General features: G+C 67.2%; 15 protein-coding genes and 2 pseudogenes. 10 read left to right on the forward strand and 7 right to left on the reverse strand.

Annotated elements, in window-relative coordinates; all coding sequences use genetic code 11:
- Positions 1-3 precede the first annotated feature (3 nt).
- Complete coding sequence (locus AC0662_RS18170; RefSeq protein ID WP_478301850.1) at positions 4-1,290, forward strand: ATP-binding protein; 1,287 nt, start codon at positions 4-6, stop codon at positions 1,288-1,290.
- A gap of 883 nt (positions 1,291-2,173) precedes the next feature.
- Here AC0662_RS18170 and AC0662_RS18175 read toward each other — a convergent pair.
- Positions 2,174-2,908, reverse strand: coding sequence for an SDR family NAD(P)-dependent oxidoreductase (locus tag AC0662_RS18175; protein ID WP_478301852.1), 735 nt, complete (start codon positions 2,906-2,908; stop codon positions 2,174-2,176).
- Positions 2,909-3,019: 111 nt separating this feature from the next.
- Positions 3,020-3,610 carry a TetR/AcrR family transcriptional regulator gene (locus AC0662_RS18180; protein ID WP_478301854.1) on the reverse strand — a complete coding sequence of 197 codons (591 nt, stop codon included), beginning with the start codon at positions 3,608-3,610 and terminating at the stop codon, positions 3,020-3,022.
- A gap of 484 nt (positions 3,611-4,094) precedes the next feature.
- On the opposite strand from AC0662_RS18180, the pseudogene AC0662_RS18185 reads away from it, so the two are divergent.
- Positions 4,095-4,241, forward strand: a pseudogene (locus AC0662_RS18185) (IS3 family transposase); the annotation flags it as partial.
- A 66-nt stretch (positions 4,242-4,307) separates the two neighbouring features.
- On the opposite strand, the gene AC0662_RS18190 reads toward AC0662_RS18185, so the two are convergent.
- Complete coding sequence (locus tag AC0662_RS18190; protein ID WP_452195454.1) at positions 4,308-5,141, reverse strand: ZIP family metal transporter; 834 nt, start codon at positions 5,139-5,141, stop codon at positions 4,308-4,310.
- A 456-nt stretch (positions 5,142-5,597) separates the two neighbouring features.
- On the opposite strand from AC0662_RS18190, the gene AC0662_RS18195 reads away from it, so the two are divergent.
- The 3 genes and pseudogenes from AC0662_RS18195 to AC0662_RS18205 all read left to right on the forward strand — a co-directional run bounded on the left by AC0662_RS18195 (position 5,598) and on the right by AC0662_RS18205 (position 7,242).
- Positions 5,598-5,750: a hypothetical protein gene (locus AC0662_RS18195; protein WP_452195456.1), complete on the forward strand. Its 153-nt coding sequence runs from the start codon at positions 5,598-5,600 to the stop codon at positions 5,748-5,750.
- Positions 5,751-5,875: 125 nt separating this feature from the next.
- Positions 5,876-6,207 (forward strand): annotated as a pseudogene (locus AC0662_RS18200) (hypothetical protein); the annotation flags it as partial.
- A 216-nt stretch (positions 6,208-6,423) separates the two neighbouring features.
- Positions 6,424-7,242 carry a hypothetical protein gene (locus AC0662_RS18205; protein ID WP_452195457.1) on the forward strand — a complete coding sequence of 273 codons (819 nt, stop codon included), beginning with the start codon at positions 6,424-6,426 and terminating at the stop codon, positions 7,240-7,242.
- Positions 7,243-7,373: 131 nt separating this feature from the next.
- Here AC0662_RS18205 and AC0662_RS18210 read toward each other — a convergent pair whose 3' ends face one another.
- Positions 7,374-7,964: a helix-turn-helix domain-containing protein gene (locus AC0662_RS18210; RefSeq protein WP_452195459.1), complete on the reverse strand. Its 591-nt coding sequence runs from the start codon at positions 7,962-7,964 to the stop codon at positions 7,374-7,376.
- Between the two features lie 361 nt (positions 7,965-8,325).
- Here AC0662_RS18210 and AC0662_RS18215 point away from each other — a divergent pair, with 361 nt between their 5' ends.
- On the forward strand, positions 8,326-8,784 hold the full coding sequence (locus AC0662_RS18215) for a hypothetical protein (protein ID WP_452195461.1): 459 nt from the start codon (positions 8,326-8,328) through the stop codon (positions 8,782-8,784).
- Between the two features lie 15 nt (positions 8,785-8,799).
- On the forward strand, positions 8,800-8,949 hold the full coding sequence (locus AC0662_RS18220; RefSeq protein WP_478301857.1) for a hypothetical protein: 150 nt from the start codon (positions 8,800-8,802) through the stop codon (positions 8,947-8,949).
- 393 nt (positions 8,950-9,342) lie between these two features.
- Here the strand turns inward: AC0662_RS18220 and AC0662_RS18225 are convergent, their stop codons facing one another.
- On the reverse strand, positions 9,343-10,284 hold the full coding sequence (locus AC0662_RS18225) for an SDR family NAD(P)-dependent oxidoreductase (protein WP_478301859.1): 942 nt from the start codon (positions 10,282-10,284) through the stop codon (positions 9,343-9,345).
- 103 nt (positions 10,285-10,387) lie between these two features.
- Between AC0662_RS18225 and AC0662_RS18230 the strand changes: the two genes are divergently transcribed.
- The gene (locus AC0662_RS18230; protein WP_478301861.1) at positions 10,388-11,233 is read left to right on the forward strand and encodes a helix-turn-helix transcriptional regulator; all 846 of its coding nucleotides are present in this window, start codon (positions 10,388-10,390) and stop codon (positions 11,231-11,233) included.
- A 115-nt stretch (positions 11,234-11,348) separates the two neighbouring features.
- Positions 11,349-11,501, forward strand: coding sequence for a hypothetical protein (locus AC0662_RS18235; protein WP_478301863.1), 153 nt, complete (start codon positions 11,349-11,351; stop codon positions 11,499-11,501).
- Between the two features lie 202 nt (positions 11,502-11,703).
- Here AC0662_RS18235 and AC0662_RS18240 read toward each other — a convergent pair whose 3' ends face one another.
- On the reverse strand, positions 11,704-11,943 hold the full coding sequence (locus AC0662_RS18240) for a glycoside hydrolase family 2 TIM barrel-domain containing protein (RefSeq protein WP_478301865.1): 240 nt from the start codon (positions 11,941-11,943) through the stop codon (positions 11,704-11,706).
- A gap of 42 nt (positions 11,944-11,985) precedes the next feature.
- On the opposite strand from AC0662_RS18240, the gene AC0662_RS18245 reads away from it, so the two are divergent.
- Entirely contained in the window at positions 11,986-13,575 is a 1,590-nt protein-coding gene (locus tag AC0662_RS18245) for an MBL fold metallo-hydrolase (protein ID WP_478301867.1), read from the forward strand.
- On the opposite strand, the gene AC0662_RS18250 is transcribed toward AC0662_RS18245, so the two are convergent.
- Positions 13,554-14,222, reverse strand: coding sequence for a sugar transferase (locus tag AC0662_RS18250; protein WP_478301869.1), 669 nt, complete (start codon positions 14,220-14,222; stop codon positions 13,554-13,556). The genes AC0662_RS18245 and AC0662_RS18250 overlap by 22 nt on opposite strands.
- Positions 14,223-14,225: the final 3 nt, after the last annotated feature.

The raw sequence follows: 14,225 nt of genomic DNA on the forward strand, positions 1-14,225 counted from the left end.
AGGGTGAGCGATGATCTGGAACCCCGGGCCGAGCCCGAGTCGCCGTTGGGGCGCGTCCTGCCACGCCATGCGCGTGCGCTGATAGACGAGGCGATGGCCGATACCCGGGTTGTTCTGGTGAATGGTGCGCGGCAGAGCGGCAAGAGCACGCTCGTGCGGCTGGTCGGGGCCGCGGTGGACGCGGAGTGGTACACCTTCGATGAGACCGATATTCGTGAGGCGGCCCGCGAGGATCCCCGGGAGTTCGTGGCGGGCTCGAAGCCGATGATCATTGACGAGATCCAGCGCCTGCCGGAGCTGCTTCTTTCGATCAAGGCGCGGGTTGACGAGCGGCCGGTGCCTGGTCAGTTTCTGTTGACGGGGTCGGCGCGGGTTCTGGGTCTGCGGACGTTGCCGGATGCGCTGCCTGGGCGGATGGAGACGATCGAGTTGTGGCCGTTCGCGCAAGGTGAGATCGACGGCAGACCGGATCGGTTCATCGATGCGATCTTCACCCACGGCCCGGACCTGCGGCACGCGTCTGATCTCGAGCGTGCCGATTATGCCGATCGTGTGGTTCGGGGTGGTTTTCCGGAGGCGGTGGCGCGTGATCAGCCGCGCCGGCGGCAGAGGTTCTTCGACTCCTATGTCAGCAATCTCATCACGCGCGATGTCAGCCAGGTCGGCGAGATTGAGAAGGTCGGCGAGATGCAGAAGCTCGTCCGGTTGATCGCCGCACGTTCCGGCGGACAGTTGGTGATCAATGAGCTGGCCGGCAAGGCGGGCCTGGCGAATCACACCGTCGCGCGCTATGTGAGCCTGCTGCAGGAGATCTTCTTGATCAAGCTGATCCCTGCCTGGTCGCGCAACCTCAGCACCAGAGTCACCGGCACTCCGAAGGTCGCCGTGACCGACTCGGGGATCGCGGCGAACCTAGTGGGAGCCGACACAGCCCAGTTCAAGCGGCCGGGGAGCGCGTTTGGGCCGCTGCTCGAAGGCTTTGTGTTGATGGAACTCGCCAGGCAGCAGGGCTGGAACGACACGCGTGTTGACCTGTATCACTACCGCACCCGCGACCAGGTCGAGGTCGACGCCGTCCTGGAGAACCGCCGCGGCCGGGTGGTGGGAATCGAAATCAAGGCGTCATCGACCCCACGCTCCGACGACTTCCGCGGCCTGCGGCATCTCCAGGATCGACTTGGCGATGACTTCATCGCCGGTCTGGTCCTGCACACGGGCCAGCACACTCTCCCGTTCGGGCCCAAACTGCGCGCCATGCCGATCAGCGCGCTCTGGGACTTGGAGCCCTGACTGGTGACCCGATTCGTTGCCGAGGAGCACCAGCAGCGGCGTTCCAACGCCGCGTTCGGTGTGGATCCGTGACGAGGTTGACCACCGTGGCGACCTGGGGCTCGTGCGTTCGAGGAGCCCGCTCAGGCGACCTAGTGCCTCATCAAGCGACGTTGGGGACGTCACTACGGAGATCGAGAGTCAGAACATTCACTTTGCTCTCCGGGCCGACCCGCGAGCGCGGCTGGAGCTCACGCCGCGCGATCGACGAAGCCCGCTGGACAAGATCAGGCAGCTGATCGCGAATCGTCCGCCGTGCCAGGCTCTGCAAGCGCTCACCCCGCAGACTATCGGTCACGCCCTGACCGATTCGCCGGTCGGCCAGCTGGTCTGGCTCGCCGAGCGTTTCGCACACTGGACGCCATTGGGCTCCTCGCCTCCCGAACGTCGGCCATCTCGAGCGTCTAGGGTGGGCGCCTTCCCGGTCGTGTCGCCGATCAAGATGGCGGGTCTCAACGCCTGAACGTCGTACGCCAACTCCTCGCCCTCTGTGCTCATGCTCCCGAAGGTCTGGCTGCTGGAGAGCACTGTCGCCCTTCGTGGTCCTGATGCAGCGGCCTCGGGTCACCGCCGTCGAGAAGCTGCCGGTCGATGCGTGTCGCGACTTGACGTCCTACAGGTAGGCGGATTCCAGGCCGGTCAGGTACGAGCAGATCACAGCCATTGCCTCCGATGTCCCGCAGTGGCCGTCCCGCGGTGTCCGTTCAGAACCTGACACTCAGCGCCACCGGAATCGGGCAATGCTTCTGTCTCGGACCCGCTCCTTCCGGCTCGTTGGCGAGCAGTGCCGTTCACTCGGGCATTCCACAGCTCCTGCCGGCCGGGCGGGATGCGCCTGCACGGCTCAGATCTGGGCGGCGCCGCCGTCCACAGCAAGCTCGGAACCGTTGACGTAGCTGGACGCATCCGAGGCGAGGAAGACGGCCGCCGCGGCAATCTCTTCGGGCTCGGCCAACCGACCCAGTGGAACCGACGCCCCAGCGGTGGCGACCGTCTCAGCTGAGATCAGGTCGACCAAACCCTGTGTGTGAGTGCCGCCCGGGGAGAGCATGTTGATCCGGTACTGACGTTCCCCCGCATCGTGGGCGAACCCGCGCACCAGATTACGGAGGGCGGCCTTGGTGGCCCCGTACACGGGCAGGTACGGCTCGGGCCGCGAGGCCGCCGTCGATCCGGTGAGGATGATCGACGCCCTCGACGAAAGCAGCGGGAGCGCCTTCTGCACAGTGAACAGCGAGCCCTTGACGTTGGTGGTGAACATGGCGTCGAACTGCTCCTCGGTGATCTCGCCCAACGGCGCCACGATCCCGATCCCGGCGTTGGCGACCAGGACATCGATCCGACCCGCCTGCTCGGCGACCGTCGCATAGAGCACGTCGAGGTCCTCGAGCCTGCCCACGTCACAGCGGACCCCGGTCACCCCGGGACCGAGGTCGGCCTCGACCTCGTCGAGCTGCGCCTGGCGACGGCCGGCGACGAACACCCGGGCACCCTCGTCGAGATAAGCCCGCGCGATCGCCAGTCCGATGCCCGCGTTACCTCCGGTCACGACCGCGACTTTGTCTTCCAGAACCTTCATGGTGGCTTCCCATCTCCCTAGATTCTTGACCGATCAGTCCATATCATCCGATATGGACTGATCGGTCAAGAACTTGGTCGGTGATCTACCTCATGCCCCCTCCGGAAACGCTCAAGACTTGGGCAATAGACCATCGAGCAGGGTCTCGGCCATGATCAACAGGGCAGCCGGATCCTGGCCGACCCGACCGAGGACGATCAGTCCGAGCTGACCCGCCAGCACCGCATGGGCGGCGCCGTCCGGGTCGACATGGGGCGCGATGTCTCCCTCGCGCTGCGCTCGCTGTATCGCGTCCACCAGCACAGAAGTGGTCGCGGCGTAGCTGCGCCGAGCCTCAGCCGCCACCTCGGAGGTGCTCACGGAGAGCTCCATCGCTGTATTGGCGAGCAAGCAACCCCGACGGGCCTGTTCGCCGCCAGGATCGCTGACGGGTCCGGTCACGAAACCGCGAATCACATCGATAGCGTGGTCGGCCTGCTCCAGCCACGTGCGCAGCATCCGATCGTTGGCCTCGTCGTACTGCCGCAGCACGCGCAGGAACAAGGTCCGCTTGTCCCCGAACGCCCCGTACAGACTTCCTTTGCCCAGCCCGCTGGCTGCCAGGAGGTCTTCGAGTGATGTGCCCGCGTACCCGTTGTCCCAGAACGCCGCCTGCACGGCCGCCAGGACGCGCTGTTCATCGAACTGACGTGGACGCGACACACACTCAGAGTACCTATAATGGACTGACCGGTCCATGATTGCCAGTCGTAGGACCTCAGAAGCGGAATGGGTTGTCCTGCTGCTGGAGTACGACACGGCAGCCACGCCGTTTTGGCAAGAATGGAGGTAGCGCCATGCCCCACAGTAAGCGTGCGGACGCTCGACGCAGCTACGCTCGCGTCCTCGCCGTTGCAGAGGACGAGGTTGCCGCGCACGTCGCTGACCGTCCTCTCGCGCCGATTGGGGTGCGTAAAAAGGTGTAAACAATTCTGGTGCCGGCCTCGATAGAGCGGCCCAAGTAGTCTCGCCACCTGGAGTGAGACTGCTCGGGCAGTCTCGGGTCTCGATCGCCTCCTGGCCACAGGGCGATGCGGATCGCGGCCGTCCATGAGGAGTGCACAACTGGGTTGCATGGAGCCACGACGCCAGCGAGGCCGGAGGCGCTGCGGGAGCCGATGAGGCGCCTGGGTTTCGGCATTAGCCCTGGAATACCCGCGAACAGCTCCGGATCGCGATCGTGGGCTGGATCGAACGGACCTACCACCGCCGCAGGCGACAAGCCGCACTCGGCCGATTGACCCCCGTCGAATACGAAGCAATCATGACCACGCTGGCCAGTCAGATCGCGTGACCGAAACTGTCACCTACTCGTGCAGCAGACCCAAGTCACTTCGGGAGTAGCAGGCTAGTCGCTGTTCTACGCGCCGGCTGCCGTCACAACCGCGTCCGTCGCGAAACCAGCCAGCAGGCCGCACAGGACGCACCAGGTGGTGAGCTCCTTGAATCCGGCCTTGCGAGCCACGGCGAGCAGCTCGATCACGACGTACAGGATCGAGCCCGCGGCCAGGCCGAGGAACGCCACTGACACCGTCTCATTGACAAACCGCTGCCCGACCAGTGTTCCGACGAACGTCGGACCGCCGCCGAGCAGCCCTAGCAATGCGAGCGCCGACCAGGATGGCCGCACGCCTGCGGCGGCCAGCGGCGCGACGATGCCGAATCCCTCGGTGGCGTTGTGCAGCCCGAAGCCGATGATCAAGAGCACGGCCAGTGACATCTCACCCGCGGCAGCCGAGTTGCCGATCGCCAGCCCTTCTGCGAAGTTGTGCAAACCGATACCGGTCGCGATCATCACCGCAAGGCCCCCGGCCGCGGACGATGTCATCCGCGGGGCCAGCGCGGGATCGGTCTTCGCGGCGGCTCCCGGCCCGAGGCTGGCTCGGACCGTACGGCGGCGGGCGATCCAGCGGTCGTAGTACACCAGCCCGAGCAGCCCGACAGCCAGGCCCGCGCTGAGCACCACGCCGTTGCCTAGCGTCGCCCCCCAGCGCTTGTCGGCCAGCGATCCGTCGATCGGCTCCCATGCGTGCTGGAGGATGTCCCAGAACAGGAAGATCAGGACGCCGACAGCGACCGCGTTCAGACCTGCCCTCAGCCGGGGCGCGGGACTACGCAACCGCCCGATCGGCAGGCCGAGATAGATGGTGAATCCGGCAATAGCGCCGAGCAGGGCGATCTGCGGGCTGGACATTGCGCACTCCGATGGGTGACAGGAAAGAAGCGTGCGAAGCATAAATGAGGCAAGCCTGACCTAACAAGGGCCCCGACCCTGGTTCTTGGACACGTTTCGAGCTTCGCGGTGCCTGCCACGCCGGTGACCTCGGCTCCGACAGCCTTGGCCAGTTGCACGGCGTAGCTGCCGACCCCTCCGGACGCCCCGAGGATCAGCACCTTCTGCCCGGGCTGGACCTGGCCGGCGTCGCACAGGGCCTGGATGGCGGTAGCTGCTGAGATCGGAACGACGGCAGCCTGCTCGAACGACAGCCCGGCCGGTTTGTGGGCAGGTTTGTCTTGTAGCACCGCCGCGTACTCAGCGAACGAACCCGGGACATGCCGTAGACCTCATCCCCGACCGCGAACCTCGTCACCGCCGAACCAACGGCGGCCCATCAACGGCCCAGACACCATCCCCGAGGTCGCTGAGCAGATGATGGCGCAGTACGCCGCCGACGACTACCCACACCTCGTCGAGTTCTCCGTCGAGCACATCATGCAACCCGGCTACGACTTCGGCGGAGAGTTCGAGTTCGGGCTCGGCATCGTCCTCGACGGTCTCGCGAGCTCGCTCACCAGCGGTTAGTTGCACCCCCAGCCGAATCAGTCGGCTCTCGACGCGCAACTCCCCGGGGGCGAGCGATTCTGGCACAAAGAGCGGCGCCGAGGGTGCGCTAGTGCTGTCTACATCGTGGCCGACAACTACGGCACCACAAAACCCCCGCGATCAAGGCCTGGCTGCCCAAACACCCCCGCTTCCACATGCACTTGACCCCGACCGGCTCGTCGTGGCTGAACCAGGTCGAACGCTGGTCGCCTACCTCACCGATCAGAAGATCCGCCGCGGAGCCCACAAGAGCGTCCAGGCACTGGAAGCCGACATCCGCGCCTGGGTGAAATCCTGGAACGACGACCCGAAACCGTTCATCTGGAAGAAGACCGCCGAGGAAATCCTGGACTCCCTCAGCCGCTACCTCCAACGCATCACCGGGCAAACCGCCCGCGATCAACTTATGTCACGGATTTCAGAAGCAGGACACTAGCCGAGCTCAACGCAGAACCGACGAAGAGCGCACACTTCGAATATGTACTCCTTTCCAGTCAAACGGGAGGAATTGCATCAAATGCAACACTGCGCAGGGTAAGCGGAACCTTCTCTGCGCTGTCGCGCGTGGACCGGTCAGAACGTGGGAACGTGTCGGCGCGAAGACCGGGCCGCTCGTCGCGCCGGCTGGGCGTATCCGGCGTACCGTCAAGGAATGGAGTGGTTGTTGTTCGCGGCGATCGGCGGCGGTATCGCGCTCGCCGCCCGACGGGTGTGGGATCGTCGCGCGGCACGCCGTGAGGATGTTGTCGATCTGCGCCAGATCAAGAAGGTCGCCGACGAGGACATCACGCTGCTCGGGGAGGAGTTGTCGCGGCTCGGTGTGGACGTGTCGGGCCACGAGCTCGACGCCGCGACCCGACGCGATTATCAGTCCGCGCTCGATGCTTACGACTCCGCCCAGCTGACCGTCAAGAGCCTGCGGTCCGCCGAGGCGATCAGCATGATCACCGACACGTTGGCGACCGGCCGCTATGCCGTGACCTGTGTTCGCGCCCGGGTCGCGGGCGTTGCCGTCCCCGTGCGGCGAGTGCCTTGCTTCTTCAATCCTCAGCACGGTCCGTCGACCAGCGACGTTATGTGGACCCGGCCCCGGCACGGCACCCGCACAGTTCCGGCCTGTGCTCAGGACGCCGCCCGCGTCGGTGCGGGTGAGCAGCCCGAGATCCGCTATGTGCAGCTCGGCTCGCGTCGGGTGCCGTACTGGGAAGCCGGCCGGGCCTTCGCCCCATACGGTCAGGGCTACTTCGCCAGCGGCGGGGATGGCGCGAGTTTCATTCCGCTGTCCGGCTTTGATGGCCAGTCGGGCGGCCATGGCGCCTGGGGCGACAGCTGGGGCGGGGGCCACGGAGGCGGCGGCCACGACGGCGGCGGCGGACACGGGCAGGGTGGACACGGCGCGGGCGGTCACGAGGGCGGCGGGCACGGCTCGGATGGTGGCGGTCATGGTGGCGGGCACGGCGGCGGCCACTGACCTCGAGGTGCGCGGCGAGATTGGTCCCGTGACGTCCGGACACTTCGAATTCGAGCCCGTTACCAATCCCCGCTGCGCGATCCCGGCGACAAGGTCTTCGACCAGGTCCTCTTCATGCGCCCCGACCTTCGCTACGCATGCGGAGTCGTTCCTCGGACATTCATCCGTTCGCCGGGGCGGCTGAAGATGCTGAGGATCTCGGCGGGCTCGCTGCCGGTGCTGCCGAACCAGTGCGGCTTGTCGGTGCTGAACTCGGCGACCTCGCCGGGACCGAGCACCCAGTCCTCGTCGCCGAAGACGAGCCGCAGGTGGCCGGACAGCACGTAGATCCATTCGTGGCCGTCGTGCGCCCTCAGCTCCGGGGTGATTTTGTTGGTCGGAATGACGATCTTCCACGCCTGCGTGCCATCTGGCTGCTGCGTCAGCGGGATCACCATCCGGCCCTTGACGCGACTGGGCTTGAGCCGGATGCGTGGATCGCCTTGCACCGGCGCGGCGACGAGGTCGTCGAGCGGCACCCGATACACATGCGACAACGCCAGCAGCAGTTCCAGGGTCGGCCGCCGCTGTCCGGTCTCGAGCCGCGACATCGTGCTCTTCGAGATCCCCGTAGCCGTCGCAACAGCCGTGAGCGTCATTCGGCGCTGCGCGCGCACTCGCTTGAGCCGTCCTCCGACCCCTTCGAGCACTGCGGCAATCTCCGCCGCTGAGGCGTCTTCCACCAGCTCATCTGACGCTCATTTCCCACAAACCGCAACCTTCGTAGCCGAACGCCCCACCCGCCGCCAGCCTTGGTACATGACCACAACAGTGTCGGACTCCAAGCCCGTCCCGACGTCGCGGCCCGCTGTACTTGGACCGCCGACCAAGCACCAGTTGGCCCTGATGATTTGGCTGGCCGTGTTCCCGACCCTCACCGCTCAACCTCGCCCTCGGCGACTGGCTCGGCACGCTGACGCCGGTCGAGCGGACGTTCGTCCTCGCGACCATCGCCGTACCGATCGTGATCTACGGGCTGATGCCGCAGCTGCACCGGCTGCGCCGACGCCTTCTGACGCAACCACTAGAAAAGGACTGCACGCCATGAGCGCACACACCACCACTACCGTCCGCGACGAACGAACATCCAGCCCGCGCCACGATCGGGAGCTGACCACCCGTCGGCTGAATGTCATGCGGTTCGGGTACGCATTCATGGGGGTGGGGCTGGTGCTGGTCAAGTGGCCGGTTGTGGTTCAGGACGCTCGATCGCTCCCGGTGATGGAAGGCGTTGTTGCCTGCCTGCTGACAGCCATGTCGTTACTGGCATTCCTCGGGCTCAGATACCCGGTGCGGATGCTGCCGATCCTGCTGTTCGAGGTGGCTTGGAAGGTCATCTGGGTCGGCGCCGTCGCGATTCCCCGCCTGGTTTCCAACAACCTGAACGCCGAAGCGCGCGACGTGCTTTTCAACTGCTCCTTCGCCGTCGTCGTCCTGGCCGTCATCCCTTGGCGCTACACCTGGCGCCGCTACGTCCGGACCCCTGGAGATACCTGGCGCTAAGGTCCAATCAGCAGCATGGAGGCGGGAGTGATTCTCGGGCGCGGGGTCGACGCGCAGGAACTCCACCACGTGACCCGGCTCAGCAACTGCTACGCGATGAGGTTCGTCCCGATCCGCCCGGACCTGATGCCGTCCTACCTCGAGCTCCGATCGCCCCAGGAGTGAGGGAATACCGCACACTTCAAATAGGTACTCGTTGCCAGTCCATCGGTTTTGCCCGCACCGCGACACCTCGGTCACTGTGCGGCGTGTCGTGACGGTGGTGTGGCCGCCGTTCGGCCCTCGGAGGCCGTGGAGCGGGGATGCCTCTGGCTCGTCGCCGAACTGAGCCCCCCGCGGTGCGGATCCCGGCTGACCTGGCCGGGCCAGTCGAGGTTGCGCTCGCCCGCTCGGCCGACCAGATCCCGCCACCTACCGCGCTGCCGGGCGGAGCACGCTACGAGGTGAAGTGGGGCGGGTACCTTCACTGAACAAGTCAAGGAGCCCGTATGCGGCTGCGTGCTTACCGGAGCGGGAGAACAGGTCATCGCCGCTGCGACGTTTGCCTGGGGGCGGTGCCTACTTACGGGATGCGTCTGCGCGTTCCAACAGTTCGGCGGTCGCCTCCCACAGGCGTCGCTCGCGGCCGGGGTCGTGGGCGATCGGCTGCACTTCGGTCAGCTTGGTCTTCAGCACGAATGCGCCGTCGCGCAGGTCTGCCCATTTGTCGTCAAGGGCCACCGCGGCCAGCAGCGGCCCTGAGCGCCGCGGCGTCGACACGCCCGGAATGCGGCCCAGGGCGCGGCTGATCGCCTGAAGCGCGTTCGGGGCGCCGCGGCCGAGTGCGGTGCCGGGCATCCAGCCCGGTTCGAACACCGACACATTGATGCCGGCGCCGGCTCGGCGCTGCAGCTCGTGGGCGTAGTACAGGATCGCCAGCTTGGCGTTGGAGTATGCGACGCCGGACGCGGCCATGCCTGGGGCGTGCTCACCGGTGGCCGGGCGGGCGAGCTCGACGGGGTCGGCCCATTTGGCCTCAGCCACGCCCAGTAGCTTGCGCCAGAAGTTGGCGTGATAGGTGTTCGAGCCGAGCAGTACGACCCTTGCCGGGGCGGTGAAGGAGTCGAGCAGGTCGCCGATGAGCTGGGCGTGGGCGAGGTAGTTGACGGCGAAAGTTGTCTCGTAGCCGTCGCGCGAGGCGTGTCGGGTGTCGGGCGACATGGTGCCGGCGTTGGCGACCAGCGCACGCAGCGGCCGGACGGCGGCCGCTGCGAGTAGGCCGCGCACGGTGGCCGCGGCGGCACGGACGTCGGTCAGACTGGCGAGGTCGCAGCCGATCTCGTGGACGTGTGCTCCGAGGGTACGAGCCTCGTCGGCGACCGCCGTCAGGTCGTGCCCGGCGCGGCCGACCAGCAGCAGGTCGGGTCGCTGCCCGTCCGGGCGGCCGGCCATGGCCAGCGCGGCGTGGCGGCCCAGGTTGCGGGTCGGGCCGGTGATTAGAACGGTTCCGGGTTCGGTCATAACCGCAGCCTGCGAGAGATGGCGGGCGGCAACCAGTCGTCGGGATTTCGTAGGACTGCCAGGGCCAGGACAACCCAGTGCGGGCTCGCGCACACTGGAGCCTGTGGAAGCGTGGGAGTTCGGCCGGACGGTACGCCGCTGGCGCGACCGGGTGGCACCGGAGGCCGTCGGCGTGCCGGCGGGCCGGCGACGGCGGGCCACCGGGTTGCGCCGCGAGGAGCTGGCCGCGCTCGCCGGCATCTCGGCTGACTACCTGACCCGCCTGGAGCAGGGACGCGCGACCGCGCCGTCAGCCCAGGTCGTGGAGTCACTGGCCCGGGCATTGCGCCTGGCCGACACCGAACGCGACCTGCTCTACCGGCTCGCGGGGCACGCCGCACCCGGCCCGGACATCGTGCCGTCCCGGGTCACCTCGAGCGTGCAACGGCTGCTCGACCGGCTTTCACACACCCCGGTGGTCGTCTACGACGCCAGCTGGACACTCGTTCTCGCCAACGCGCCCTACGACGCGCTCATGGGCGATACGACCACCTGGCGCGGGCTGGACCGCAACGCCGTCTGGCGCAACGTCACCCGCCTGCCCTCACGGGTCGTGCATACCCCACAGGAGCAAACCGAGCACGAGGCCCGGCTCGTGGCCGACCTGCGCCAGTCCGCCGCACGCTACCCAGCCGACCGTGCGCTGCGGCGCCTGATCACCGACCTGACCGCCGGCAGCCCGCGCTTCGCCGAGCTCTGGGACGCCGAAGCGCCGCCGCCCCCGGCAGACCCGTCCCGACACAAGACCATCGACCACCCAGCGGTCGGCCCGATCACCCTCGACTGTGACACCCTGCTCGTCACCATGGACGACCTGCGCATCACCGTTTACACCGCCGAGCCCGGCACTGAAGACTCCCGCCGCCTCGACCTCGCCGTCGTCCTGGGCACTCAGTCGCTACAGCTCTGAGCGCCAATGCTCGGATCCACTGGGGCTTGGCCCCGCAATCGCAACGACATCAGCGACCGCTTCCCTGACGTCGTCACCGCCGCTACGCAGCAGCTGGCCGCCGGCATCGTTATGGATGAACGGCGAGTTCGTCGTCCTCGGCGCCGATGGTCGCCTGAGCTTCGATGCCATCCAGCGGCGCCTCGTGACCAGCCCGGCGAGAGCTCGCAACCGGGCCGCTCAGGTGCCAGCCGCCTATGCGGCCTTCGACCTCGGCAGATGGAGCTGAGGCCTGTCACCGCAGATCTTGACGAGGCACGCGGATGGTTCGAGATCTTGCCCGAGGCGATGGGCGTGGAGGGCCACCATGGCTCATCACGTCGGCACCCGTACGCGGCAACTCCCGAAGATGGCTCCACATCTGGCGCAGCCGGAGCACGTCGAGCGTCCCCTGACTCTCCGCGAAGCACGTCGCCATCCAATCGTCGTGCTCAGCGAGAACACCGCCACGACCCTCGCCGCTGAAAGCCACCGCCGAAGTACCAGCCGTAGTAGCGATTGAGCAGCACGGCGTCGAACAGGTCGGTGACGTGGTTGGGTTCGTTGGCCAGGCGCCACATGACGACGCTGGGGCGGTTCTTGTCGCGGTCGATCAGTTCCTGGATGGCCTGCGAATGGGCGCGGGCGCATGACCTCCGCCTACGGGCATTGACGTAGAGGTTCTCGTGCACGCGGGGGATGTTCGGGCTGAGCGGTGCCGGGAGCCTGGTGACATGAGTGAGCCGATGGTCACTGCGCTGGGGCATGCCGGATTGCGGATCGACGGAGCGGGGTTTCGCCTGCTTGCCGACCCGTGGCTGTCGTCCGGTGGCGCATTCCTCGGCTCGTGGTTCCCGTTCCCGGACAACTCGCACCTGCTGACGCCCGAACTGCTCGATGTCGACCTGGTCGTGGTCTCGCACGAGCATCTCGACCATCTGGACCTCGACCTGATCGCGGGACTGCCGCAGTCGGTTCCGGTCGTGGTGCCGCGGTACCCGTCGACGATCATGCAGCGTCGGCTCCGTGCGATCGGCCGGACCCGGATCGTCGTTCTGGACGCCTGGCAGCGCCATCCACTGAGCGACCACGACTGGCTGACGGTCATTCCCGAGCAGTGCCCGATGAGCCACGACTCCGCCGTACTGCTGAAGATCGGGGACCGGAGCGTACTGCACACCAACGACGCGCGGATCTCGCTCAGTCAGGCGCGGCGTGCGATGGCCGAGGTCGGTGGACCGCTGGACGTGATGGGTGTGCAGATGTCCGGCGCGAGCTGGCATCCGGTCCGGTACGAGTTCGACGAGGTCGAGCGCGAGCGGATCTCGACGATCAAGCGGATCGGCAAGTTCAAGGCCGTCACGCGGCTGGTCCGGCAGGTCGAGCCGCGGCTGGTCATGCCCTACGCGGGTCCGCCCTGCTTCCTCGACGACGACCTGTTCGAGTTGAACAGCGGCCTGCACCCGGGCGGCATCTTCCCCGACCAGGGCGAGGCGCTCGCCTGGCTCGCGGACCGGATCCCGAGCCAGGCCGGCGTGTGTCTCCTCCCCGGTGACCGGATCCGGCTGGATGACTCGTCCGTCGTACGAGACCGGCACTGGGCCGGATTCGCGCTCGACGCGGGGCCCGAGGAGCGGCGGCGCTATCTGGAGGAGTATGCGGCTCGCCGTCGGCACGCGATCGACGCCGCCTGGGCCGCGAACCCCGTGCCACGGACCGGCTTGGCCAGGCGCTTCAAGACGCACCTGGAGTCGCTCGGCACGCTGTCGGAGTACTTCCTCGCCCGGATCGGCATGACCTTGCGGTTCGACGTCTCCGGACCGTACGGCGGGGTGTGGGATGCACGCATCGGGCCCGACCGCGTGGTGGTCGAGCTCGACGGCGGCGAGGGGCACGCCGACTACCGGCTGACAATGGATGGCCGCTGGCTCGACGGTGTCGTCTCGGGCCGGATCCGCTGGGAGGAGCTGCTGCTCTCGCTGCGCTTCACCGCGCGCCGACAGCCCGACCGGTACAACGACTACCTGGTCGGTCTGCTGAAGCATGCCGACCGTGCGGCACTGCGAGCGGTCGAGGAGTTCGAGGCCGCCCGGGATCCCGAGGAGACCACGGAGTTCACGGTCGGAGGCAGGCAGGTCCAGGTGAGCCGCTACTGCCCCCACGCCGGAGAGGATCTGGCGGAGACCGGCGTAGTGGTGAACGGCGTCCTGCGGTGCCTCGGCCACAACTTCGAGTTCGACCTGAACAGCGGGACCTGTCTCAATGCGCGCTGCGACCCGCTCGTCGTGAAGGCCGTGGACACCTACGAGGAAGAGGCGGTCTGAGGGCCGACCGGCTGCTGTAGGTCCGCCAGTCCGACCACGAACAAGGCGGTCACCAGCAAGTAGTACAGCGTGCGGCGAACCGTCGGCCGGTCCAGGTACTCGCGGTCGGCCGCGACCCGTAGCGGCACAAGCACCTCGAGGTACCAACGCTCCACGTCGGTCCGGCCGTTCGGCGGTACGGCGGACCGCTCGCGATACTGCAGCTGAGCCGGACCGGTCAGTCCCGGCCGGGCCTGCAGCACCGGGCGGCATGCTTCCGGATATCCGGCGGCCAATGCAGCACTCTCCGGCCGCGGCCCCACCAGCGTCATCTGCCCGCGGATCACGTGCCAGAGTTGCGGCAGCTCGTCGATCGCGGTCCGCCGGAGGAACCCGCCGATCCGGGTGATCCGCGCGTCCGTCGCCGCAGTGACTTCGGGGCCCGAGGCAACCACTCGCATGGTCCGGAACTTGTACAGCGTGAACGTCCGGCCGTTCTCGCCGACCCGCGCCTGCCGGAACAGGATTGGCCGCCCACTCGTGACGAGCAGCAGTACGGCAACCGCAGCCAGCAGAGGTGAGGCCAGGATCAGCAGCAGCCCGCCAACCAGCACGTCCAACAGGCGCCGGGCCGGACTGATCGTGGCGACGTGACGGTTCGATGACATGGC

It is taken from the genome of Kribbella sp. NPDC043289 (genome assembly GCF_056436705.1).

What these genes read in the sequence shown, in the direction of transcription:
- AC0662_RS18250 (WP_478301869.1), bottom strand. Translation starts at nt 14,222, where the DNA reads ATGTCATCGAACCGTCACGTCGCCACGATCAGTCCGGCCCGGCGCCTG.
- AC0662_RS18225 (WP_478301859.1), bottom strand. Translation starts at nt 10,284, where the DNA reads ATGACCGAACCCGGAACCGTTCTAATCACCGGCCCGACCCGCAACCTG.
- AC0662_RS18175 (WP_478301852.1), bottom strand. Translation starts at nt 2,908, where the DNA reads ATGAAGGTTCTGGAAGACAAAGTCGCGGTCGTGACCGGAGGTAACGCG.
- AC0662_RS18215 (WP_452195461.1), top strand. Translation starts at nt 8,326, where the DNA reads ATGAGCGCACACACCACCACTACCGTCCGCGACGAACGAACATCCAGC.
- AC0662_RS18245 (WP_478301867.1), top strand. Translation starts at nt 11,986, where the DNA reads ATGAGTGAGCCGATGGTCACTGCGCTGGGGCATGCCGGATTGCGGATC.
- AC0662_RS18220 (WP_478301857.1), top strand. Translation starts at nt 8,800, where the DNA reads ATGGAGGCGGGAGTGATTCTCGGGCGCGGGGTCGACGCGCAGGAACTC.
- AC0662_RS18195 (WP_452195456.1), top strand. Translation starts at nt 5,598, where the DNA reads ATGATGGCGCAGTACGCCGCCGACGACTACCCACACCTCGTCGAGTTC.
- AC0662_RS18235 (WP_478301863.1), top strand. Translation starts at nt 11,349, where the DNA reads ATGAACGGCGAGTTCGTCGTCCTCGGCGCCGATGGTCGCCTGAGCTTC.
- AC0662_RS18205 (WP_452195457.1), top strand. Translation starts at nt 6,424, where the DNA reads ATGGAGTGGTTGTTGTTCGCGGCGATCGGCGGCGGTATCGCGCTCGCC.
- AC0662_RS18190 (WP_452195454.1), bottom strand. Translation starts at nt 5,141, where the DNA reads ATGTCCAGCCCGCAGATCGCCCTGCTCGGCGCTATTGCCGGATTCACC.